At 61.9% G+C, this 18,609-nt stretch carries 14 protein-coding genes and 1 pseudogene; 3 read left to right on the top strand and 12 right to left on the bottom strand.

The features are described 5' to 3' along the window. Positions 1-81: 81 nt before the first annotated feature. The 4 genes and pseudogenes from ACK9YZ_RS12250 to ACK9YZ_RS12235 form a co-directional block, all read right to left on the bottom strand. Positions 82-852 (bottom strand): SDR family NAD(P)-dependent oxidoreductase, encoded by a 771-nt coding sequence (locus ACK9YZ_RS12250; protein WP_416066734.1) that lies wholly within the window; start codon positions 850-852, stop codon positions 82-84. Between the two features lie 170 nt (positions 853-1,022). After that, positions 1,023-1,109, bottom strand: a pseudogene (locus ACK9YZ_RS12245) (gamma carbonic anhydrase family protein); the annotation flags it as partial. A gap of 16 nt (positions 1,110-1,125) precedes the next feature. Then, on the bottom strand, positions 1,126-1,902 hold the full coding sequence (locus tag ACK9YZ_RS12240; RefSeq protein ID WP_416063989.1) for a molybdopterin-binding protein: 777 nt from the start codon (positions 1,900-1,902) through the stop codon (positions 1,126-1,128). After that, on the bottom strand, positions 1,899-2,759 hold the full coding sequence (locus tag ACK9YZ_RS12235; protein ID WP_216754958.1) for a cytochrome b/b6 domain-containing protein: 861 nt from the start codon (positions 2,757-2,759) through the stop codon (positions 1,899-1,901). Before ACK9YZ_RS12235 ends, ACK9YZ_RS12240 begins: the two co-directional genes overlap by 4 nt. Before the next feature lie 236 nt (positions 2,760-2,995). Between ACK9YZ_RS12235 and ACK9YZ_RS12230 the strand changes: the two genes are divergently transcribed. Continuing rightward, positions 2,996-3,694 carry a DUF1223 domain-containing protein gene (locus ACK9YZ_RS12230; RefSeq protein ID WP_416063988.1) on the top strand — a complete coding sequence of 233 codons (699 nt, stop codon included), beginning with the start codon at positions 2,996-2,998 and terminating at the stop codon, positions 3,692-3,694. Between the two features lie 78 nt (positions 3,695-3,772). Here the strand turns inward: ACK9YZ_RS12230 and ACK9YZ_RS12225 are convergent, their stop codons facing one another. From ACK9YZ_RS12225 to ACK9YZ_RS12210, 4 genes are all read right to left on the bottom strand, one after another. Then, positions 3,773-4,303: a gamma carbonic anhydrase family protein gene (locus ACK9YZ_RS12225; RefSeq protein WP_416063987.1), complete on the bottom strand. Its 531-nt coding sequence runs from the start codon at positions 4,301-4,303 to the stop codon at positions 3,773-3,775. Between the two features lie 10 nt (positions 4,304-4,313). Continuing rightward, complete coding sequence (locus tag ACK9YZ_RS12220) at positions 4,314-5,006, bottom strand: fumarylacetoacetate hydrolase family protein (protein ID WP_416063986.1); 693 nt, start codon at positions 5,004-5,006, stop codon at positions 4,314-4,316. Positions 5,007-5,089: 83 nt separating this feature from the next. Continuing rightward, positions 5,090-7,105 (bottom strand): CHASE2 domain-containing protein, encoded by a 2,016-nt coding sequence (locus tag ACK9YZ_RS12215; RefSeq protein ID WP_416063985.1) that lies wholly within the window; start codon positions 7,103-7,105, stop codon positions 5,090-5,092. Continuing rightward, entirely contained in the window at positions 7,105-10,878 is a 3,774-nt protein-coding gene (locus ACK9YZ_RS12210; RefSeq protein WP_416063984.1) for a FecR domain-containing protein, read from the bottom strand. The genes ACK9YZ_RS12215 and ACK9YZ_RS12210 overlap by 1 nt, the downstream gene beginning before the upstream one ends. A 113-nt stretch (positions 10,879-10,991) precedes the next feature. On the opposite strand from ACK9YZ_RS12210, the gene ACK9YZ_RS12205 reads away from it, so the two are divergent. Together ACK9YZ_RS12205 and ACK9YZ_RS12200 are read left to right on the top strand one after the other, a co-directional pair. Beyond that, positions 10,992-11,531: a Pycsar system effector family protein gene (locus ACK9YZ_RS12205; protein ID WP_416066733.1), complete on the top strand. Its 540-nt coding sequence runs from the start codon at positions 10,992-10,994 to the stop codon at positions 11,529-11,531. A gap of 235 nt (positions 11,532-11,766) precedes the next feature. After that, complete coding sequence (locus ACK9YZ_RS12200; RefSeq protein WP_416063983.1) at positions 11,767-12,360, top strand: hypothetical protein; 594 nt, start codon at positions 11,767-11,769, stop codon at positions 12,358-12,360. A gap of 268 nt (positions 12,361-12,628) precedes the next feature. Here the strand turns inward: ACK9YZ_RS12200 and ACK9YZ_RS12195 are convergent, their stop codons facing one another. The 4 genes from ACK9YZ_RS12195 to ACK9YZ_RS12180 all read right to left on the bottom strand — a co-directional run bounded on the left by ACK9YZ_RS12195 (position 12,629) and on the right by ACK9YZ_RS12180 (position 18,504). Further along, positions 12,629-12,919 (bottom strand): hypothetical protein, encoded by a 291-nt coding sequence (locus ACK9YZ_RS12195; protein WP_416063982.1) that lies wholly within the window; start codon positions 12,917-12,919, stop codon positions 12,629-12,631. Between the two features lie 152 nt (positions 12,920-13,071). After that, positions 13,072-13,911 (bottom strand): SDR family NAD(P)-dependent oxidoreductase, encoded by an 840-nt coding sequence (locus ACK9YZ_RS12190; RefSeq protein ID WP_416063981.1) that lies wholly within the window; start codon positions 13,909-13,911, stop codon positions 13,072-13,074. 406 nt (positions 13,912-14,317) lie between these two features. Further along, positions 14,318-17,473 (bottom strand): efflux RND transporter permease subunit, encoded by a 3,156-nt coding sequence (locus ACK9YZ_RS12185; RefSeq protein WP_416063980.1) that lies wholly within the window; start codon positions 17,471-17,473, stop codon positions 14,318-14,320. Then, a complete protein-coding gene (locus ACK9YZ_RS12180; RefSeq protein WP_416066732.1) occupies positions 17,473-18,504 on the bottom strand; it encodes an efflux RND transporter periplasmic adaptor subunit in 1,032 nt (343 codons plus the stop codon). The genes ACK9YZ_RS12185 and ACK9YZ_RS12180 overlap by 1 nt, the downstream gene beginning before the upstream one ends. Positions 18,505-18,609: the final 105 nt, after the last annotated feature.

Below are 18,609 nucleotides of genomic sequence, written 5' to 3'. Positions count from 1 at the left end.
CTGATATCGGGAATGCAAACTAGCCGTGAATCGTGGGAGCCGCGTCAAGTTGCGGAGGAAAGTGCCGCTGGTGTCTCGGCCTCAGGCGACGGACCATCCACCGTCCACCAGCAGGTTCGCGCCGGTGATCAGGCTCGCAGCCGGAGATGCAAGGAAGACTACGGCACCCACCACATCATCGGTTTCACCGATTCGACCGAGTGGAATGTGATCGAGCGTCGCTTTGCGATTGTCGGCATCGGACAGAAAAGGTGCTGTACCGTCGGTGTGAATGAACGTCGGCGATACGGTATTTACGGTGATATCGTAGCGTGCCCATTCGGCTGCGAGGCAGCGCGTGAGGTGATTGATTGCCGCCTTGCTCATGCAATAGATTGCCTCGCCACGCAGTGCCACGGTACCGGCCTGTGAGCTGATGTTGATGATCCGGCCCCCATGGCGCTTGATCATGTGACGGCCAACTGCCTGCGTCATCTGAAAGGTGCCCTTGATGTTGACATCGAGTATCTCATCAAGATCCTTCTCCTCAACGAGTTCGGCGAGATTGCCCGGAGCCACGCCGACATTGTTGACGAGGATGTCGATCCGACCGAACGTGGCAAGCGCCGCGTCGACGGCTTGTGCGATATGGGCCTTGTTGGGAATGTCCAGTTCGACAGGGAGAACTTTTCGTCCCGTGCCCTCGAGTTCGGCAACGAGGTCCGCCGAGGCTGCGACATCGCGGACCCCCAGGACAATATCAGAGCCTGCTGCGGCACAGGCAAGTGCGCAGGCCCGACCGATGCCACGGCTCGCTCCCGTCACCAAAGTCACCTTGCCCGCAAGGCTGAAGTCCGGCGCGTTCTTCTGCATCATGATGCCTCCCTCGATGAAGCTCATTTATGCCAGCGTCGGCTTGCGGATGCCAGATGTTCTGCGCATACCAATGAGCTTCCCCGCCGGATCATGCCGACGCATCAGGGCCGCTTTGCCCATATCCATAGGCCATCGCCTCGATCTCCAGCGCACGAATGGCCTTGCCGTGCGACGGTAATCAGGGAGTTGTCGGGGAATTCATCGCCCTCGGTAATGAGCGCGTCGGCGCCGATGAGGCAGGTGTTGCCGATCTTGCAGCGGCGGTGATTCCTAGATTCCGGCGTACCACTCGTAGCCCCGGTCTTCCCAGAAGCCGCCCTTGCCGCCCCACAGGCCGGCGAAGCTGTCCTTCATCTCGATCCGCATCAGGTATTTGGCATGCTTGTAGCCGAGCTGGCGCTCGACGCGCAGGCGAAGCGGGGCGCCGTGGGCGACCTCCAGATCCTTGCCGTTCATCTGGTAGGCGAGGATGGTCTGCGGGTGAAAGGCGTCGATGAGATCGATGCTTTCATAGTAGGTTTCGCTGCCGTCCAGCGTCAGTTCGAGCTGGTCTGCGCAGTAGAAGACAGCATAGCGAGCGGCAGGCTTCAGCCCCGCGCTCTGCAACAGTGGTCCGAGCTGCGCGCCCGTCCACTTGCCGATGGCACTCCAGCCCTCGACGCAGTCGTGACGGGTGATCTGGGTGCGTGAGGGCAGCTTCTTCAGATCTGCGAGCGAAAGCTCGACGGGACGCTCTACCAGCCCGTCAATCTTCAGTCGCCAGTCGGCAAAGCCGGTTGCCATCATTTGCGCATAGGCTTCGCTGTCGGGCTGGCTCGTGCCGTTCGGCCGGAATGTCGGCGAGATATCGGCTTCGGAATATTCGCGCGCCAGCTTGTCCCTGGGAACGAGCAGCCGCTGGCTTTTCATCGTCAGCGTCTCGGCCATATCGAGAACGGACTGGACATTGGAGTTCTGGACGACATCGTCGCAGCCGGTCAGGCCGAATGCACCGAGGCCGGCAGCCGACCCGATCAACAGGCCGCGGCGTGTGATGGAGAAGGTCATCGATCGTCCCTTTCGGTTTCGATCACGTAGCGGCCCGTTATCATCGAGCGCATGTTGTTCCAGAGGCCGGACAGGATCACCATTGCGATATGCACGAAAACGAAGAGGACGATCGACCAGGCGCAGATGAAGTGGATCGACCGGGCCGTTTGCCTGCCGCCGAAGAGGTCGAGCAGGAAGGGATAGCCGGCATCCATGGCGGGCGACATGGTCAGGCCCGTTGCAAACATCAGCGGCAGCAGGATGAAGATGACGATCAGGTAGGCGAGCTTCTGCAGCACATTGTAACGCCTTGCCTTTTCACCCTTGGGGAAGCGCAGGCGCGCGTGGTCGGCGATCTCCTGCCCCAGATGGCGCGGCGAGATCTCTTCCCCGCTCGGTGCCAGATCGCGGCGGAAATGGCCTGACAGAAAGCCGATGAGCGCATAGATCGATCCGTTGATGACGAAGAGCCAGGCAAAGAACAGATGCCAGCGGCGGCCGGTTGCGAGATCCTGGTAGCTCGGAATGGTGATCCAGGAAGGGAAGCCACGCTCGGCCGCGTCATCGCCGGTTCCCGAAACGCCGAGAAGACCTGTTGTCGTGATCTGCAGCTTGCCGATGCGAAGCACGCCGCGCGTTGCGCCATCCTCATCGACGGCACCGATCGACAGCCATGACGGGTCTGCATTCGCGCCGTACTGGCCCCAATAGAGCGCCGGGTGGGCATTGAAAATCTGCAGCCCGCTCATCAAAAGCAGGCTGAGACAGAGAACGTTGATCCAGTGTGTAATGCGGGTCGCCAGCGAGTGCCGGCGGATGATTGTTGTCATCGGGCCTGCTGGAGTGGCCTGGCTGTGATCGTCGAGTGTTGCCATGATCGTTTTCGATGTCCGGTACCGTCACGCCCCTACTTGCATGTACGTAGGCGAAGCGGGATTTGTTACTGGCGTTCCGAAGTTTTTTCTTCGCAGCCGCGAACCTTTCACCGGGAAAGGCTGGCGGTGCGGCTTTCAGGACATCCGGGCGACGCCGTCACAAGTGCGTGAAGCTGTAACGAATGGCGTTCCACCTGCGAAGGAGAACGAGATGCAGATCACCAGGGAGCACCGCCATGAAACAATCCGCCGCGTTCAATCTTGCGATCATCGCAGCAGTCTTCGGCCTTGGTTCCGCCGCTCAGGCCGGCGCTGGGCAATCGCCTGCGGTCGTCGAACTGTTCACCAGCCAGGGCTGTTCCTCATGTCCTCCGGCCAATGCCAATCTCGTCAAGCTCAGCAACGATCCTGATGTGCTCACTTTGAGCTTCTCGGTGACTTATTGGGACTATCTTGGATGGAAGGACATTTTCGGGAGGAGGGAGTTCACTGACCGGCAGGTGACCTATGAGCCGGCACTCGGCCAATCCGGCCCTTTCACGCCGCAGATGGTGGTCAATGGCCATCAGTCGACCATCGGCTATGATCTCAACGAGATCCGGCGCGTGATCGCGTCCGAGCCCGCACTATCCGGCCCTGGGATCGCGCTTGTCCGGAATGAGGCTGTCATCGACGCTGCGAAGGACCGGACCGCCGCCGCCGACGTGTGGCTCGTCCGCTACGCTCCGGGCACCGTGCAGGTTCCGGTCGCCAGAGGCGAGAATGCCGGCGAGACATTGCCGCATGCCCATGTCGTGCACGAACTGACGCGTCTCGGGACCTGGAACGGCAAGATGTTGAGGTTGCCGATCCCGGCTGCAACCGGCGACCTCAAGAGCGCCATCATCGTCCAGGAGCCGAAAGGCGGCAGGATTCTCGCCGCAGCAACCGACTGAAAACTGCTTCGCTGACCGATCCTCCTGCGGTCGCCTACGATCCCGCGGTCGATTTTGGTCGATCCGCGCGGTCGATTGTCAATCGATCCGCACCAGATCCCGCGCAAAGCGCTGCCAGTTGCCGACATATTTCTTCGCGGACTGGGCGATCCTGGCGACCGCCTCGTCGTCCAGCGTGCGGATCGCTTTGGCGGGTGAGCCGACGATCAGGGAGTTGTCGGGGAATTCCTTGCCTTCGGTGACGAGCGCATTGGCGCCGACGAGGCAGTTGTTGCCGATCCTGGCGCCGTTCAGGATGGTGGCGCCCATGCCGACGAGCGAGTTGTTGCCGATCGTGCAGCCGTGGATGATTGCGTGGTGGCCGATGGTGCAATTTTCGCCGATCGTGGTCGGGAAGCCGGGGTCGGTGTGGACCATGACGCCTTCCTGCAGGTTGGTGGCCTTGCCGATCGCGATCGGTTCGTTGTCGCCACGCAGCACCGCGCCGAACCAGATGCCGACCTCTTCGGCAAGTTCCACATCGCCGATCACATGCGCGTCGGGGGCGATCCAGAAGGTGCCTGGTGGAGGCAGTTTCGGCTTGATACCTCCGAGCGCATAGATCGCCATTTCCGTCTCCTCAGACCACTTTCAGCGACAGGGTCGCGATGCCGTCGACGCCGCAGGAAATGCTGTCGCCCTTGCTGATGGCGGCGACACCGGCCGGTGTTCCGGTCATGATGACGTCGCCTGGGGCGAGAACGAAGAGTTTCGAAAGCTCTGCAATGATTTCCGGCACTTTCCAGATCATCTGGTTTAAGTCGCCATCCTGCTTTTTGACGCCATTCACCTCCAGCCAGACGCGGCCGGCGGTGGGATGGCCGATGCGGCTGGCCGGGACGATGGGAGAGACCGGGGCGGAATGTTCGAAAGCCTTGGCGAGCTCCCACGGGCGGCCGAGCTTCTTGGCTTCGGCCTGCAGGTCGCGGCGGGTGAAATCGATGCCGACGCCGTAGCCATAGATGCAGTCGAGCGCCTTTTCGGCTGAAATATCGGCGCCGCCGGCCTTCAGTGCCAGCACGCATTCGACCTCGAAATGCACATCGTTCGACAGCGGCGGATAGGGGAAGTCCCTGCCGGAAAACAGGTTGTCGGCATTCTTCTGGAAGAAGAAGGGCGGCTCGCGGTTCGGGTCATGGCCCATTTCGATGGCGTGATCCGCATAGTTGCGGCCGACGCAATAGACGCGGCGGACGGGGAAGCTTTCTGCGCTGCCTTCGACGGGCAGGAGAACGGGCTGCGGCAGGGGAATGACGGTGGCGGGAAGGGACATGATGGGACTTCTTGGCTGATTGACGAGTCTGGCGACATCCTAGACGCAAAAGGCCGCCGGGGGAAAGTGCGGTGTGGGCCGGGTCAGTCCTGTGCGAGGGCGCCGCGCATCAGCGCGTAATAGGCCGCAAGCTCCGGTATGGCTTTCGGCAGGGTTTCGAAGGCGGGATCCGCCATGGTCAGTGTGCCCGCATATTTCGCCTCCAGGAAGGCGTTATGCTCCGGCAATACCGCGCGGTGCGAGCCGTAGAGCACGGTGAAGATGGGCGAGGGGACGGTGCGGCCCTTGACGATGATGCGGTCGAGTTCGACCACGGCGTAGCGGTCGGCGACGAGGCGGGCGGTTTCCTCGCCGAGCAGCAGGGCCACGCCATAGTTCTTCGAGGCGCCTTCGAGACGAGAGGCGAGGTTGACGCTGTCGCCAAGGCAGGAATAGTCGAAGCGGCGGGTGGAGCCCATATTGCCGACGATGCATTCGCCGGTATTGATGCCGACACCCATTTTCAGGACATGCAGCGGCCGGCCCGACGCGATGGCTTCGCGCTCCAGCTCGCGGTTCAGCGTGGCGATCGCATCCTGCATGGCAATCGAGGCCTTCACGGCATGCAGCGCATGGTCGGGGTCGTCGAGCGGCGCATTCCAGAAGGCCATGATGCAATCGCCCATATATTTGTCGATCGTGCCGCCGTGATCCATGACGACATCGGATAGCGGCGTCAGCAACCGGTTGATCAGCGTCGTCAGCTGCTCGGGATCGTCCTTCATCGTTTCGGCGATGGTGGTGAAGCCACGCACATCGGAAAACAGGACGGTCAGCGTGCGCCGCTCACCGCCGAGCTTCAGCTGCGAGGGATCGTTGGAGAGGCGGCGCACCAGATCGGGCGAGATATATTGGGCGAAAGCGCGAGTGATCTGCCGCTTCTGGTGGCGCTCCTGCGCATAATCGAAAGCCGCCTGGCCGAAGGCGACGGCGACGAATGCAACGGTCGGCCCAAGCGGCGAGACGAAGACATGGGTAAAGCGGATGCCGGCATAACTGGCCGCCGCAAAGGCGAGAACAGCAGCGGCAGTGGCGACCAAGGTGCGCCAGCTCGTGGCTTTCCAGACGGTGGCGGCGGCCAGCAATACGGCAATGAGGATGCAGATCGCGACCAGCAGCAGGCCGGCCTCCGTGATCGCCAGGCCATGGACGATATTGTCATAGATGGTGGCCTGTACCTCGACGCCCGAGATCAGCTTGCCGGTGTGCACCGTGTAGGGTGTGGCATAAGCATCGACGCCGCCCTGGTCGATCTCGGGGGCATTCTGCAGGCTGAGGCCGACCAGCACGACACGATCCTTGAATATATCGGGCGGCAGGAAATTCCTTGGGTCGAGCGCCTGATAGTAGGAGACAGTGGGGTAACTGCGGGCCGGGCCGAGGGACTGGACGAGCGCGCCTGCCGGCAGATGCGGCGCCTTGATGCCCGCAGCCTTGGCAAGCTCCATGGCGAAGCCGTCCTCATAGGATGGAATATTGCGGAAGATGCCGTCGCCATTTAGCGTGATGGAGGCGATGCCGGTGCGTGCGCCTGCCTGCGTCAACTGCGGCAGCGGCGTGGTGCGCACCAGCTGATCGGCCTGTGGCGTCTGAATGAGCGTCTCATCGCCGGCGAGCACCACGTCCGGGCCGACGGCGGATGTTATCGCCTGATCGTTTTCGGGCGTCGAAGGCTCGGCCATGATTATATCGAGGGCGATCGCCGTTGCGCCGGCGGCGCGCAGCTGTTTGACGAGTTCGGCATGCAGGCTGCGTGGCCAGGGCCATTGAGCATTGATGTCGGCAAGCGCCGGCTCGTCGATCGCCACGATGATCGGGCCGCCATCTGGCGGGGTCGGGTCGTCGATGGTGGAGAGATAGTCGAAGGTGCGCAGCTCCGTGAGCGACCAGGCGGGCAGGCGCGAGATCAGCGAAATGGTGATCAGCGTGACCAGCGCCAGTATGAGGAGGCGGATGCCGCGGCTGGAGAAGGGCCAGCCGGGCGGGCGCCCAGTCTCCCCGCGCGGCAGATCCGGACGCTCTGTCAGACGGCGTTGCAGGGCGGCCGGCAGCGCCATCATCAGAAGCGGATCTTCAGGCTGCCCTTGAAGGCGCGGCCCCAGCCGGGCACGCCGGGCGTGATTTCGAAATCCTCGTCGAGCAGGTTATAGGCGGCGGCTTCGAGCGCGATACGCTTGTCGAAGGGTTCCCAGATGAGGTGCGCGTCGAGGCTCCAGTAATCGTCGAGCTTGGTGCCGAGATCGTCGCCGTCGCGCTCGCCGATATAATTGGCGGCAACGGTGGCTTTCACCTTGGCTTCGTTGACCCAGGTGAGTGCGACTTGGCCGGAGTTTTGCGGGATATAAGGCAGGTTGCCACCGTAGTTCAGCGATCCCTGATCCTTGTTCTCGGAATCCATATAGGCGTAGGTGGCGGACAGGCCGAAGCCGTTGCCGAGCGCGACGTTAGCGGTGACGGCGGCGCGGTCGATCGAGCCGCGCGAGAGCGACATACTGTCATCGGCAGGAAGTGCAATCAGCGGCAGATCGATGGAGAAATCGTGCAGTTCCTGATGCTGGTATTCGACGGAAGTGAAGAATCTGTCAGTCCACTCTGCATCCCACTGGAAGGCTGCCGTGTCCGCATAACCTTCGGCACTGACCGAAAACTGATTTGCCTGCAGACCAAGGATGCCGATGGGGGCAAGAGTAGGAACGCCGAGATCGAGGCTCTGGCGCATGAAGGCGGCGCGCAGCCACTGGCTCTGGGTCGGAGCCCAGGCAAGGCCGAAGCGCGGTTCCAGCCGGCTCACATCGACGCCGTCGCCTTCCATGCGCGTACCGAACAGGGCGTATTCGCCTTTCAGGTCGGGCGTAATGTCATGCAGAACGTCGATATAGGCGCGGCCGATATTGACGGTATTGCTTACAGGGTTGGGGCCGTCGGTGGTTTCGGGGATAATCAGAAGCCTGGGAAAGAGATCATGCAGGCGAGAAGACGTGGTCGTGCTGCCATCGATCCAGCCGCCTTCAATGCCGTATCGCCAGGTCAGGGGACCGTTGCCGATGGAATGGCTGAGAGCTCCGATATAGGTCTTCGAGGATGATTCCTCCGTAGTGTCCAGGAAGGGAATGACTTCCGGATCGGGCAGGCCGAAGAGCGGCGCATCATCCACGCTTAGGAAGTTATCGACCTTCGACTTGGTTTCCGAATAGAGGAAGGCTCCGTTCAGGATGTTTTCATAGCTGAACGTGTGGCTCCAGCCGATACCGGCATTAGTTATCTCTGCATCGACGAGCCGATCGGAATATTGCGAGGTCACGATATCCGGAAGGCCGGCGCCAAGAAGATTGAGGAAATCCGTCAGCGCCGTGCCCTGTGACAGCGCATTCAGCGTTCCGCTATTCTTGGCATGGTTGACATAAGCCACCACACGATCGTCGGGCGTCACAGTGGCCGTTATATAGCCGTTGCCACCGAGCAGTTTGTTATCGGTCGCATAGCCCCCGAAGCCCGAGTAGGTGCCGTCCAGCGCCAATTCCTCCCAGGTCAGATTGCCGTAGAAGCTGATCGGGATCGTCGCGTTCGAATAGCCCTGGATTTCCGCTTCGCCAGTGCGGCGTGTGTGGCCATCGACGCTGTTGATGCCGCCGCCGACCGAGCCTTCGATGAAGGGCACGTCGAACAGCGATGCCGAGCGCGAACGGCCGGACAGCATATGCGGAGAGAGCAGCAGGCCCTGAATGAAGGACGAGTAGCTTGACGCATTGGCCCGGTTCAGGATGACATTGTCGTCGCTGAAGCTCGTCGCATTGACGAACGGGAAGATGCTGCCCTTGATCGACTGATCGATATAACCGCTGCCTTTGAAGGGATCGAAGACGGCATCGCCATAATAGCGGCCCCAGGCATCCAGCCCCTGCAGGCGGAAGGCGTTGTTCAGAGTCGAGCCGGCGCTTTGATTGGCGCCGAGCCCGCTGAAATCGCCGCCACGGGCGCGCGAGCGACGCAGGAATTCCTGCGCGTTGGCGATTGCGCCATCGGCATTGTAGTCGTCGATATCGACGGCGGTGCGGAAGGCGGAGATGACCGGATCGTTATCATCCAGGCGGTTGGCATTGTCGAGCGCCTGTTCGGAGGGGAGGCGATCGCCCTTTTCATAATGGGCGGCAGCAAGCATCAGCTGCGACTGTGAGTGACCCGGATTGGCGGTGCTGGCGGCGAGCAGATCTTCCAGCGCCTTGTCACGCTCGCCGGTCTGCAGATAGTAGCGGCCGCGGGCAAGCAGCGCGATATCGAAGGACGGGTCGAGGGCGATTGCCGTGTCGATCTCGCGCTTGGCCTCCTTCATCCGGGCCTGATCGAGATAAAGGATCGCGAGGTTGGCGTGCAGCAAGGGGTCCTGCGGATCAAGCTCGATCGCCTTCTTGAAGGCTTCCTCGGCTTCGCCATTGGCATCGCGCGAACTCTGCAGCAGTCCGAGCGAATTGAGCGTGCCCGATGCGCCGGGGGCAAGTTCCAATGCGCGGTTCAGGTCTGCCAGCGCGCCGTTGATATCGCTTTCATAGGCAGCTCTGTAGCCTGCGCGGGCGGCGAGCGCCATCGGATGATCGGGGTCGAGCGCCAGCGAGCGTTCAAAGGCTTCCTTCATCTGCTTGCGGTCGTCGACGAGCTGCGCGAGCTGGGCGCGGACCGCCGGCAGGGTTGGATCATCGGGATAGCGCTGTTCCGCTTTCCTGATGATCTCAAGCGCGACAGGCGGATTTTCCAGGAAGCCTGCCGTATAGGCTTCCATGATCGCACCGTAGGGGCCGGTGGTGTTTTTCGGCGGCGGCTCGGCATGCGTGGGGTCGGCCAGAGACCGGGCGAAATAGCCGCCATATTGGGCCATGTTGCGGCGGGTCGGGTCGAGATGCGGCAGGGCTTTCTGGAAGAGCTTTGCCGCATCGCCATAGCGCTTTTCTGAGCCGGCGATGGTGGCGTCGAGCAGGTCGACGCGCGCCTGCTGGGCGACCGTCAGCTTGCGGCCGCGGATATTCTGCAGCGTTGCGGCTGCAGCCTGACGGCCGTCGAAGGCGCTTTGCACTTCGGCAAGTTCCAGCCAATCATCCGTCGTGCGGCGCGCAGGCGGCAGGGCCAGCAGCCGCCGGCGCTCGGTTGCCATGCGGTCGGCGCGCAGAGGCGAGGTCGGCATCAGCCCGAAACCATCGCGCAGGTCCAGATAGAAGAGCATCTGCTCGCGGTCGTCAGGGTTGACGCTGATGATTTTGTGCGGCGCCTGGCCGATGGTGGCGACGGCGCCTTCGCCCTCGTTCACCTCGACGCTGCCCTGCGGATTGCTGAGCGCCACGCGGCCTTCAAGCACGATCATCGAGGTCCTGGCGCCTTCGACGGTCATGGTCCAGTCGGTACCGCGGATAGCGGCTGCGGCCGCAGGGGTTTCGACCGTCAGGCCCTGGCCGCCACGCTGGGCGCGCGCCCAGATGGTGCCGGACTGCAGGTTGAGGATCGTGTCGCCGGTTTGCGACATCTTCTTGACCTGCAGCGCTGAATTGCGGCCGAGGCGGATCTGAGTGTGATCGGAAAAGAGGATGGCAAGCTGGCCGGTGGCATTGGTGCGCAGCACGTCTCCATCCAAGAGGTCCTGATTGAGATCGACGACGCGCCAGTTGCTGACATCGACGAAGCGTACTTCCTCGCCGGTCTTGCGGGCGATGACGGAGCCTGCAACCGGAGTCGGGCGCTGAACCGGTTCGGCTGCAACCGGAAATGCAAGTAATGCTGACATGAGCGCAAGAGATGTACCTGCGCACAGAATAGACTTCGGCCCCGACATTGACAGATACCCCCGCATCCTTTTCCCGTTTGGCCAAGCGGGCTGTAAAAGTCAAGCCGGATGCACACGTGTTCTTGCTTTCAGGGCCAAGTGTAATATTAGGGAAACACTATTGCGGGTGGGGACTTCCTTTGAGTGAGTTTGAAAATTTTGCGGAACTGCCCTCCAGTTCTCCATCGACCGAGGATATCAGCTCGGAGTATTTCGACCATATCAAGAAAATCAACGACATATTCTATGACCAGATCAAGATATCGGATCAGAAGGCCGCTTATATCTTTACTTTTATGCTCGCCTTTCTTGTGAGCTCAGCCGAGGTGAGGGCGGTCTTCACCTTTGCGCGCTACGCGCAGGGCACGCCGCAGGCCATTCTCTTCTCCGGGCTCCTGGCCGCAGCCTCGGTCTTTTCGATTCTCTCTGCCATCATGGTCGTACTGCCGCGGCGGCTCGACAAATCGACCTCGATGTTCTGGGGGGCATGGCCTGTTCATCGAGATACCTTCTTTGATGCGGCGATCCGGCGCGACGAGCGCTATCTCTTCGACCAATATGTCGAGAATGCCGATATCCTCTCGCATATCGCGCGCAGCAAATACCGCTTCGTGACAATTGCGTTTCGGGGGCTGATGGTGACGGTCGTGGCCTATGTGCTGCTGCTGGTGGCGGCTTGATGGGCGCTGCGTCGAAACCGCGCAGGACGGAAATTCCGGAGGCGGGGAGTGCGGTCTTTTCGAGATAGTGACGGGCAAGCGCCTCGCGAGTTTCTTTGAGGAACTGCGGTAGGAGGTGCCTTGGTCTCGATGAGCGCTGGAGCGTGCACGGGGTGCGCTTTGTCTTAGGGAGCTCCGGCTTGACGCAAATTGAGGTTGCACGCTAGCTACAATTGCACAGACCGGATTTCAGCCCATGAGCCTGATTGCCCTCATCATCGCGACGATCCTGCATTTTGCCCAGCCATCGGCATCACCGCAGGCGGAGGTTTTCGGGCTGCATGAAGGCCAGACGCGGACATCGCTGGGGCTTACTGCAAATGCAATGGGTTCCCAGCGCTACCGCCTTGCATCCGTGCCGAAGCCCGACCCGGATTTTACCGGCTATTTGGTGACTGTCGGTGAGAAAACCGGGCTATGCTCGGTAACGGCCGTCGCGCCGCGGACGGTGGACGATGCCGGCGGAGTGGCAGTGCGCAAGCAGATGGATGCGGTCGTGCGGCGGCTTGAGGCGATCTACGGCTCACCGGCGAAGGTGGACACGCTGCATGCAAACGCACAATGGACGCGGCCTGCCGATTGGGTGATGGCGCTTCACGAAGAACAGCGGGACTATGAATTCCGCTGGCCGGCGCGAGCAGGCGTAAGAGCGCCTGTCGCGGGGATTACGTCTGTTACGCTCTCTGTCGGCGCGCTGGAGCCGGATAGTGCGGTTATGTTTCTGCAGATCAATTTCGACAATCTCGCCAGATGCCAGGCCGAAAGCGCAGGCTCCAGGAATTCGAAGTGACGGGCTGCCGCCGGCGCCAGGGGTATCAAGACGCCAGAACAATGCCGATGCGCCTGGCCGGATCACGGCCTTTTTTCGGCTTCGGAAATGAGGATGGCCTGCAGGCACGGCGAAGGTTCGGATTTTTCAACGAGCCGGAAGCCGAGCGATGCATAGAAGAGAGCGTTGACCGGGCGAAACGGTCCTTCGTCAGCGTCCCGCCGCCTGGCCTTTTCGATCGGCCTCATGAAGCAGAAGGTCCGAATTGGCTGCCGCTATCCAGCTCCTTCTAGACGCCGCCAAATCTTAAAAGAGCCAAAACATGGAGATCGGTCTTGCAAGCTTCGGCTTCCTCATCGGTCATGCCGCGGTAGAGGATTGAGCCACCTTCTCGCCGGCGCATGACGTAGCCTTCAAGTATCTCGCCGTCGACGCCCGTTAGCGGCTCGCATGCGTAGTACCAGTGCCAAGTTGTAAGCACCGTGCGGAGTCTGAAAAATCTGATTGGTCGCAATAGGACCTGGACGAAGGACGCCTTGTCGGCATCCCCGGCGATCCCCACGACGTTGCGCGTCGTCATGTGATATACCTTAACCCGCAGGCAGGGATATCAGGTTGTAAGTTACGCGTAAATCGTGCGGGCTGGGTTGCTGAAAATAATCCGGAAGGGTGAGTGGCGGGTAGATGTCACCTTCGCTATCGCCGGCTGTCTGGACGGCTCGGTCGTTGGACTCAGCTCTTCGCAAAGTCCGCCGCAGTGAGGGGAACAGGCCTGTAGCCGTTGATGTCGGTAATGTCATATTCCCGGCCAAGCTCTGCCGCGACCAGGGCCTTGCCGGATTTCGACATCAGCGCCGCGTCCCGCCAGAGCCCTGATATGACGTGGCCGATAAACTGCGGTGACTCGGAGTTGGACAGGTCGAAATATTCCGCATTCTGCATGACGGCTTCGGTGCGGACCAGGCCGGGATAGAGAGCGACGGCGGCGACATGGTGCGGACGCAGATCGTGCGCGAAGTCTGCGGCCATCTTGTCCGCAGCAGCTTTGGCGATGCCATAGATCGCGTTCCCGTCGTAGAGTTGCGCTGCCCAGAATGAAATATTGACGATCAGGCCGTGCTGCGCCGAGATCATGACAGGCGCCACTGCACGCGACGTGATGAAAGCCGCCCTCAGTGCCGTGCCCATCATCGCGTCCCACCGCCAGAGGGGCTGCTCCCAGAAGGCGCGAGGCCAGGTGAAATCACCATTCTCGACCATGTTTTCATAGCCGGGCCATGCATTGTTCACCAGAATGTCCAGCCTGTTGCCGGCTCTGATTTCTTCCGCCACACGCTCGGTCTCGGCGTCGTTGGCGTGGTCGCAATGATGAAGGACAAGGCGTCCGGGCAAGTTCGCAGCCTCAAGCGCAAGCCCTTCCAGGGAGCCTGAGCGTTTGCCCCCGCTTGCTTCCGCCTCGGAACGCGTCCTGCCGGTCACGTGGACTGTGGCGCCCTCGGCGAGCAAGGCGAGCGCAATCCCGCGGCCGACACCGCGGCTTGCCCCTGTTACCAATGCGACGACATCTTTCATGCTGGCGGGACCCTCAACGATGGTTGACTGCAATCGCGGCTGATGGTTGCGGTTTATCTTGGACAACGCAAAATACGGCCCCGCCATTCCATTGTGAAGACTTGCGGAACAGCAAATGTCGCTCGTGACGATTGCCGATGGTCACGAGCGTGAAGGGCCTCGGAGAAGCGGCGACCGGTCGGTCGCCGCCGCCGGCAAGACCTACATCGCCGGGCCGAGTGATGCGACGTTCCCCGACAAGTCGGATGCCTTCCAGCATCGACTGCTGCAGGAACAGCCCGTCGATCTCAGCTTTATCGGATTGCGCCTGTCGGAACGCAGGACGCGCAGGCGGCAAGACGCCGCCTGCGGGGGTATACGTCCCGCGGCCTCGTCCTGGGGAGAACGCGACCGAAGAGTTTGGCTGTCATCTGCGGCCGTGCATGTGTTTCTGGTCGGGTTTGAAAGCGATGGCCTCGCGATCGTTGGATACAGACCGCACCTCGTCATCGGCACTTTCCTGGCGCAGCCCGATCCGGCGCAGGAACCGCATCAGCGCCACTTCCAAATCGTCGACAAACGTGAAGATGACGGGGATGACGATGAGGCTGAGCAGCGTCGACATCATGACGCCGCCGATCACCACGATCGCCATCGGCTGGCGGAAGCTCGAATCGCCGCCGGTCAGGCTGAGAGCGACCGGAAGCATGCCGGACGCCATGGCGATGGTAGTCATGACGATCGGCCGGGCGCGCTTGTGGCAGGCATCCACGAGGGCATCGAAGCGGGGCATGCCCTGGCGGCGCGACATGATCGCGTATTCGATGAGCAGGATGGAGTTCTTCGTCACCACGCCCATCAGCATGAGCAGCCCGATGACGGCCGCCATCGAAAAGCTGGTCCCGGTCAGCACCAGCGGCACGAGCGCGCCGCCGAGCGAGAGCGGCAGGGCCATCAGCAAGGTGAGCGGCTGCAGAAAGTCGTGGAAGAGCAGGACGAGGACCGCATAGATGCAGAACACGCCGATCGCCATGGCCAGGGCGAAGCTCTGGAACAGTTCCGAGCTGCGCTGAAGCTCGCCCTGTTCGACCAGCGTGACGCCGGACGGCAGATGCTGGAGCGCCGGCAGCGCCTGTGCCTCGCGGTTGACGTCGCCGAGGATACGGCCGTTGAGTTCGACCGACACGGTGACATTGCGCATCCGGTCAATGCGGTCGATTTCGGAGGGGCTGCCGCCGATCCCAATATCGGCAATCGATCCGAGATCGACATTGCCGTTCGTGCCCGCCACCCGCATGTTCTTGATATCGTCCAGGCTGGTGCGCGATTCCGGGCTGAAGCGGACGACGATCGGAACCTGGCGCTGCGGCAGATTGAGCTTCGGCAGGTTGGCGGAATATTCACCGTTCGTGGCCACGCGCGCGGCCTCGGCGATAGCGCTTGACGTTACCCCCAGTGCGGCTGCGCGCGCAAAATCGGGCGTGATCTGGATCTCGGGTGCCTGCCTTGCTGCGGTGGACGTCACCGCTCCGATGCCATTCAGCGTGCGGAGCTGCTCTTCGAGCGCAGTACTTGCGCTGTCGAGGGCGTTGGCATCGTCGCTGGCAAGGGTGATCTCCAGCTTGGTGCCGTTGGCGCCGTCGCCGACTGCGACACGCACGCCGGATAGAACCGAAAGAGCCTGCCGGATGTCGTTTTCGATTTCCGACTGCTTGCGGTCACGCTCGCCGATCGGCGTCAGCACAGCGACGATCGTGGCGGAATTGACGCTGCTCGTGGTGCTGGCGTCGGGGCCGCCGCCCGAAGATGTGGAGCCGACCGAGGAGAAGACACGGGTGACGTCCTGCAGCTTGCCGACGATATCGGCGGCTTTCCGGGTCGCGGTGTCCGTCTGCTCGATGGTGGCGCCCGGCTGCATGGTGAGCGTGATCTGGGTTCGCGCGTCGTCGGAAGCGGGCAGGAAGCCGGACTTCAGCAGCGGGATCGTGGACAGCGAAAGTGCGACGACGACAGCAGTTACGGCCACCGTGGTCTTCCGGCGATTCATGGCCGCCTTCACGACTGCCAGATAGATACGCATGATGCGGCCGTCCTTTTCCTCCGTCGGAGGGACAGCCTTCATGAAATAGGCGGCCATCATCGGCGTCAGCAGGCGCGCGACGACGAGCGAGGCAAGGACGGCGACGGCGGCGGTGACCCCGAACTGGCGGAACAAAAGTCCCGGAATACCGCTCATAAAGGCCGTCGGCAGGAAGACGGCAACCAGCGTGAAGGTGGTTGCGATGACCGCGAGCCCGATCTCATTGGCGGCTTCCAGGGCGGCATCGATCGGTCGCTTGCCCATCTGCAGGTGACGGGCGATGTTTTCGATCTCGACGATGGCGTCGTCGACGAGGATGCCGACGACGAGCGACAGTGCCAGCAGCGTGATGGTATTCAGGCTGAAGCCGCAAAGGTACATGACCAGGAAGGTCGGGATCACGGACAGGGGCAGCGCCACAGCTGAGAGGATCGTCGCGCGCCAGTCACGAAGGAAGAGCCAGACAACGATAATCGCCAGAATCGCCCCCTCGTACAGCATGTGCATCGAACCATCGTAGTTATCGATGATCGGCCCGATCGTGCTGTAGGCTTCGTCGATCTGGACGTTGGAATGTTTGGCGGCGAACTGTTTGATCGCCTTGTCGATGTCGGTCGAGACGCCGCTGTCTGAAAAGCCATTCGAGCGCTTGATCTCGACCGCGATCACCGGTTTGCCGTCGAGATAGGCCATTGAGGACCGCTCCGCGAAACTGTCGGTAACGGATGCGACTTCGTCGAGGCGAACCTGCTGGCCGTTGGCCAGGGGAATTCTCAGTCCTTTCAATGCCTCGACCGATGGCAGAGCGCCGAGGGTGCGCAGCGTTTGACGGGTGCCGCCGATTTCGCCGAGGCCGCCCGACGTATCCGCCTGCACCGCCTTCAGCTGCGACGATACAGTCGCGGCGGTGACCCCGAGCGACGCCATTGTCGCGGGATCGAGATCGACGTGAACCTCGCGGTCGATCCCGCCGATGCGGTTGACTTCTCCGACGCCGGACACCGAGAGCAGCGCCTTGGTCAGGTCATTGTCGACAAACCAGGAAAGCTCCGTTTCGTTGAGAGCAGTCGAGCGGACGGCATAGGTGACCAGCGCGGAGCTTTGAACCGTAACCTTGGTGACGCTTGGTGTCTCCATCTGCGCTGGAAGATCGCCCTTGACGCTGTCGACGGCGTTGCGGACTTCGTTGAGCGCCGCTTCGCTGTCTTTCTCCAGCTTGAAGGAAACCTTGATCGAGACGGTGCCGTCGGTGATGGTCGTGGTGATGTGGTCGAGATAGCTGAGCGAAGCCAAACTGTCTTCGATGGTGCGGGCGACCTCGGTTTCGAGCTGTGCCGGCGCCGCGCCGTCGAGCGTCGCCGTGACGCTGATCGTGGGAAGGTCCATATCGGGGAAGTTCTGGACCGCCAGGGTCTTGAAGGCCAAGAGTCCCCCAACCGTCAGCATCACGAACAGCAATATTGCCGGGACGGGGTTGCGGATCGACCATGCCGAGAAGTTCATCAGTTTTTCTCCGCGATCTTCACGAGGTCATTGTCCGAGAGGAATGCGCCTCCCGAGGTCACCACCTTCGACGCGCGGTCTATGCCGGAGACGATTTCCACCTCGCCATTGTTGCGGCGGCCGGTTTCCACCCGGATCCTTTGCACCCGTTGATCCTCCCCTGCGGTGAAGACGTAACTGATCCCGTCCCGGAACACGATTGCGGTCTCGGGGACGGTCAGCGCCGGGGAGGTCTGCAGCTCGATGTTGCCCGTGACGTAAAGGCCCGTGCGTGGACGGGTGTCGGCCGGCAGCGTGACATAGACGATTGCCCGGCTGGTATCGGTGCTGACCGACGGCCCGACCAGCCTCACCTTGCCCTCGATGGCGTGACCTTCAGGCCCATTGACCTGGACGCTCAGGCCCTCCGAAATGCGTGGGAGGTAGCGGGCGGAAACCTCGGCCTGCCATTCGATCCGCTGCTGGCGAACCATGCGGAACAGTTCCGTGCCGGCGGAGACGACGGCGCCGAGATCGGCGGAACGCGACGTGATGAGGCCGTCGTCGACGGCCGTAATGGTCGTCTGCGCAAGCTTGATCTTTTCGCTGTCGAGCGCGGCCTCTTCGGATGCAAGACTTGCCGTCGCCGTCTGCTCGTCGGCGAGATACTCGACGATCTTCTCATCGGAGAGCGCCCCTGAGGGCTGGAGCTGCCGCGCCCGGTCGGCATTGGCTTTGGCCTTCGAGAGGCTCGCCTTGGCGGTCGCGACGGCGGCCTCCTGCTTGCGAAGATCGGCGAGCACGCTCTCTTGGGAAAGCCGCACGAGCGTCTGGCCCTTGGTGACCACGGAACCGACATCGACGAGAACATCGGTGATGCGCAGCCCGCTCGTCTCGGAGGCGATGACCGCTTCCTGCCATGGTTTCAGCCACCCGCTCGCGGGAACGGTCTCAGGCCAGTCCCGCTGAGCCGGCGCCGTCAAAGAGACGGTGAGGGCGGTTGCCGCGGCCTGTTGCGCCATGGCGTTGCGGAGGGGAGAGAACAGCGCCATCGCAACGAAGGCGGAGGCCAATAGTCTGGAGGTTCTTCTCAACGATGCATTCCTTGTCGTCAAGGTATCGGCGCCTTTTCCCGATCGGCGCCAATTCGACGAAGG

This window comes from Rhizobium sp. ZK1 (assembly GCF_047782645.1).
Classification (GTDB): Bacteria; Pseudomonadota; Alphaproteobacteria; order Rhizobiales; family Rhizobiaceae; genus Rhizobium.
The sequence above is the reverse complement of the archived record's forward strand: the minus strand, read 5'-3'. Positions and strand labels throughout refer to the sequence as shown.

Coding starts and splice junctions, on each gene's coding strand:
- ACK9YZ_RS12250 (WP_416066734.1), bottom strand. CDS start 852: ATGCAGAAGAACGCGCCGGACTTCAGCCTTGCGGGCAAGGTGACTTTG.
- ACK9YZ_RS12240 (WP_416063989.1), bottom strand. CDS start 1,902: ATGACCTTCTCCATCACACGCCGCGGCCTGTTGATCGGGTCGGCTGCC.
- ACK9YZ_RS12235 (WP_216754958.1), bottom strand. CDS start 2,759: ATGGCAACACTCGACGATCACAGCCAGGCCACTCCAGCAGGCCCGATG.
- ACK9YZ_RS12230 (WP_416063988.1), top strand. CDS start 2,996: ATGAAACAATCCGCCGCGTTCAATCTTGCGATCATCGCAGCAGTCTTC.
- ACK9YZ_RS12225 (WP_416063987.1), bottom strand. CDS start 4,303: ATGGCGATCTATGCGCTCGGAGGTATCAAGCCGAAACTGCCTCCACCA.
- ACK9YZ_RS12220 (WP_416063986.1), bottom strand. CDS start 5,006: ATGTCCCTTCCCGCCACCGTCATTCCCCTGCCGCAGCCCGTTCTCCTG.
- ACK9YZ_RS12215 (WP_416063985.1), bottom strand. CDS start 7,105: ATGATGGCGCTGCCGGCCGCCCTGCAACGCCGTCTGACAGAGCGTCCG.
- ACK9YZ_RS12210 (WP_416063984.1), bottom strand. CDS start 10,878: ATGCGGGGGTATCTGTCAATGTCGGGGCCGAAGTCTATTCTGTGCGCA.
- ACK9YZ_RS12200 (WP_416063983.1), top strand. CDS start 11,767: ATGAGCCTGATTGCCCTCATCATCGCGACGATCCTGCATTTTGCCCAG.
- ACK9YZ_RS12195 (WP_416063982.1), bottom strand. CDS start 12,919: ATGACGACGCGCAACGTCGTGGGGATCGCCGGGGATGCCGACAAGGCG.
- ACK9YZ_RS12190 (WP_416063981.1), bottom strand. CDS start 13,911: ATGAAAGATGTCGTCGCATTGGTAACAGGGGCAAGCCGCGGTGTCGGC.
- ACK9YZ_RS12185 (WP_416063980.1), bottom strand. CDS start 17,473: ATGAACTTCTCGGCATGGTCGATCCGCAACCCCGTCCCGGCAATATTG.
- ACK9YZ_RS12180 (WP_416066732.1), bottom strand. CDS start 18,504: ATGGCGCTGTTCTCTCCCCTCCGCAACGCCATGGCGCAACAGGCCGCG.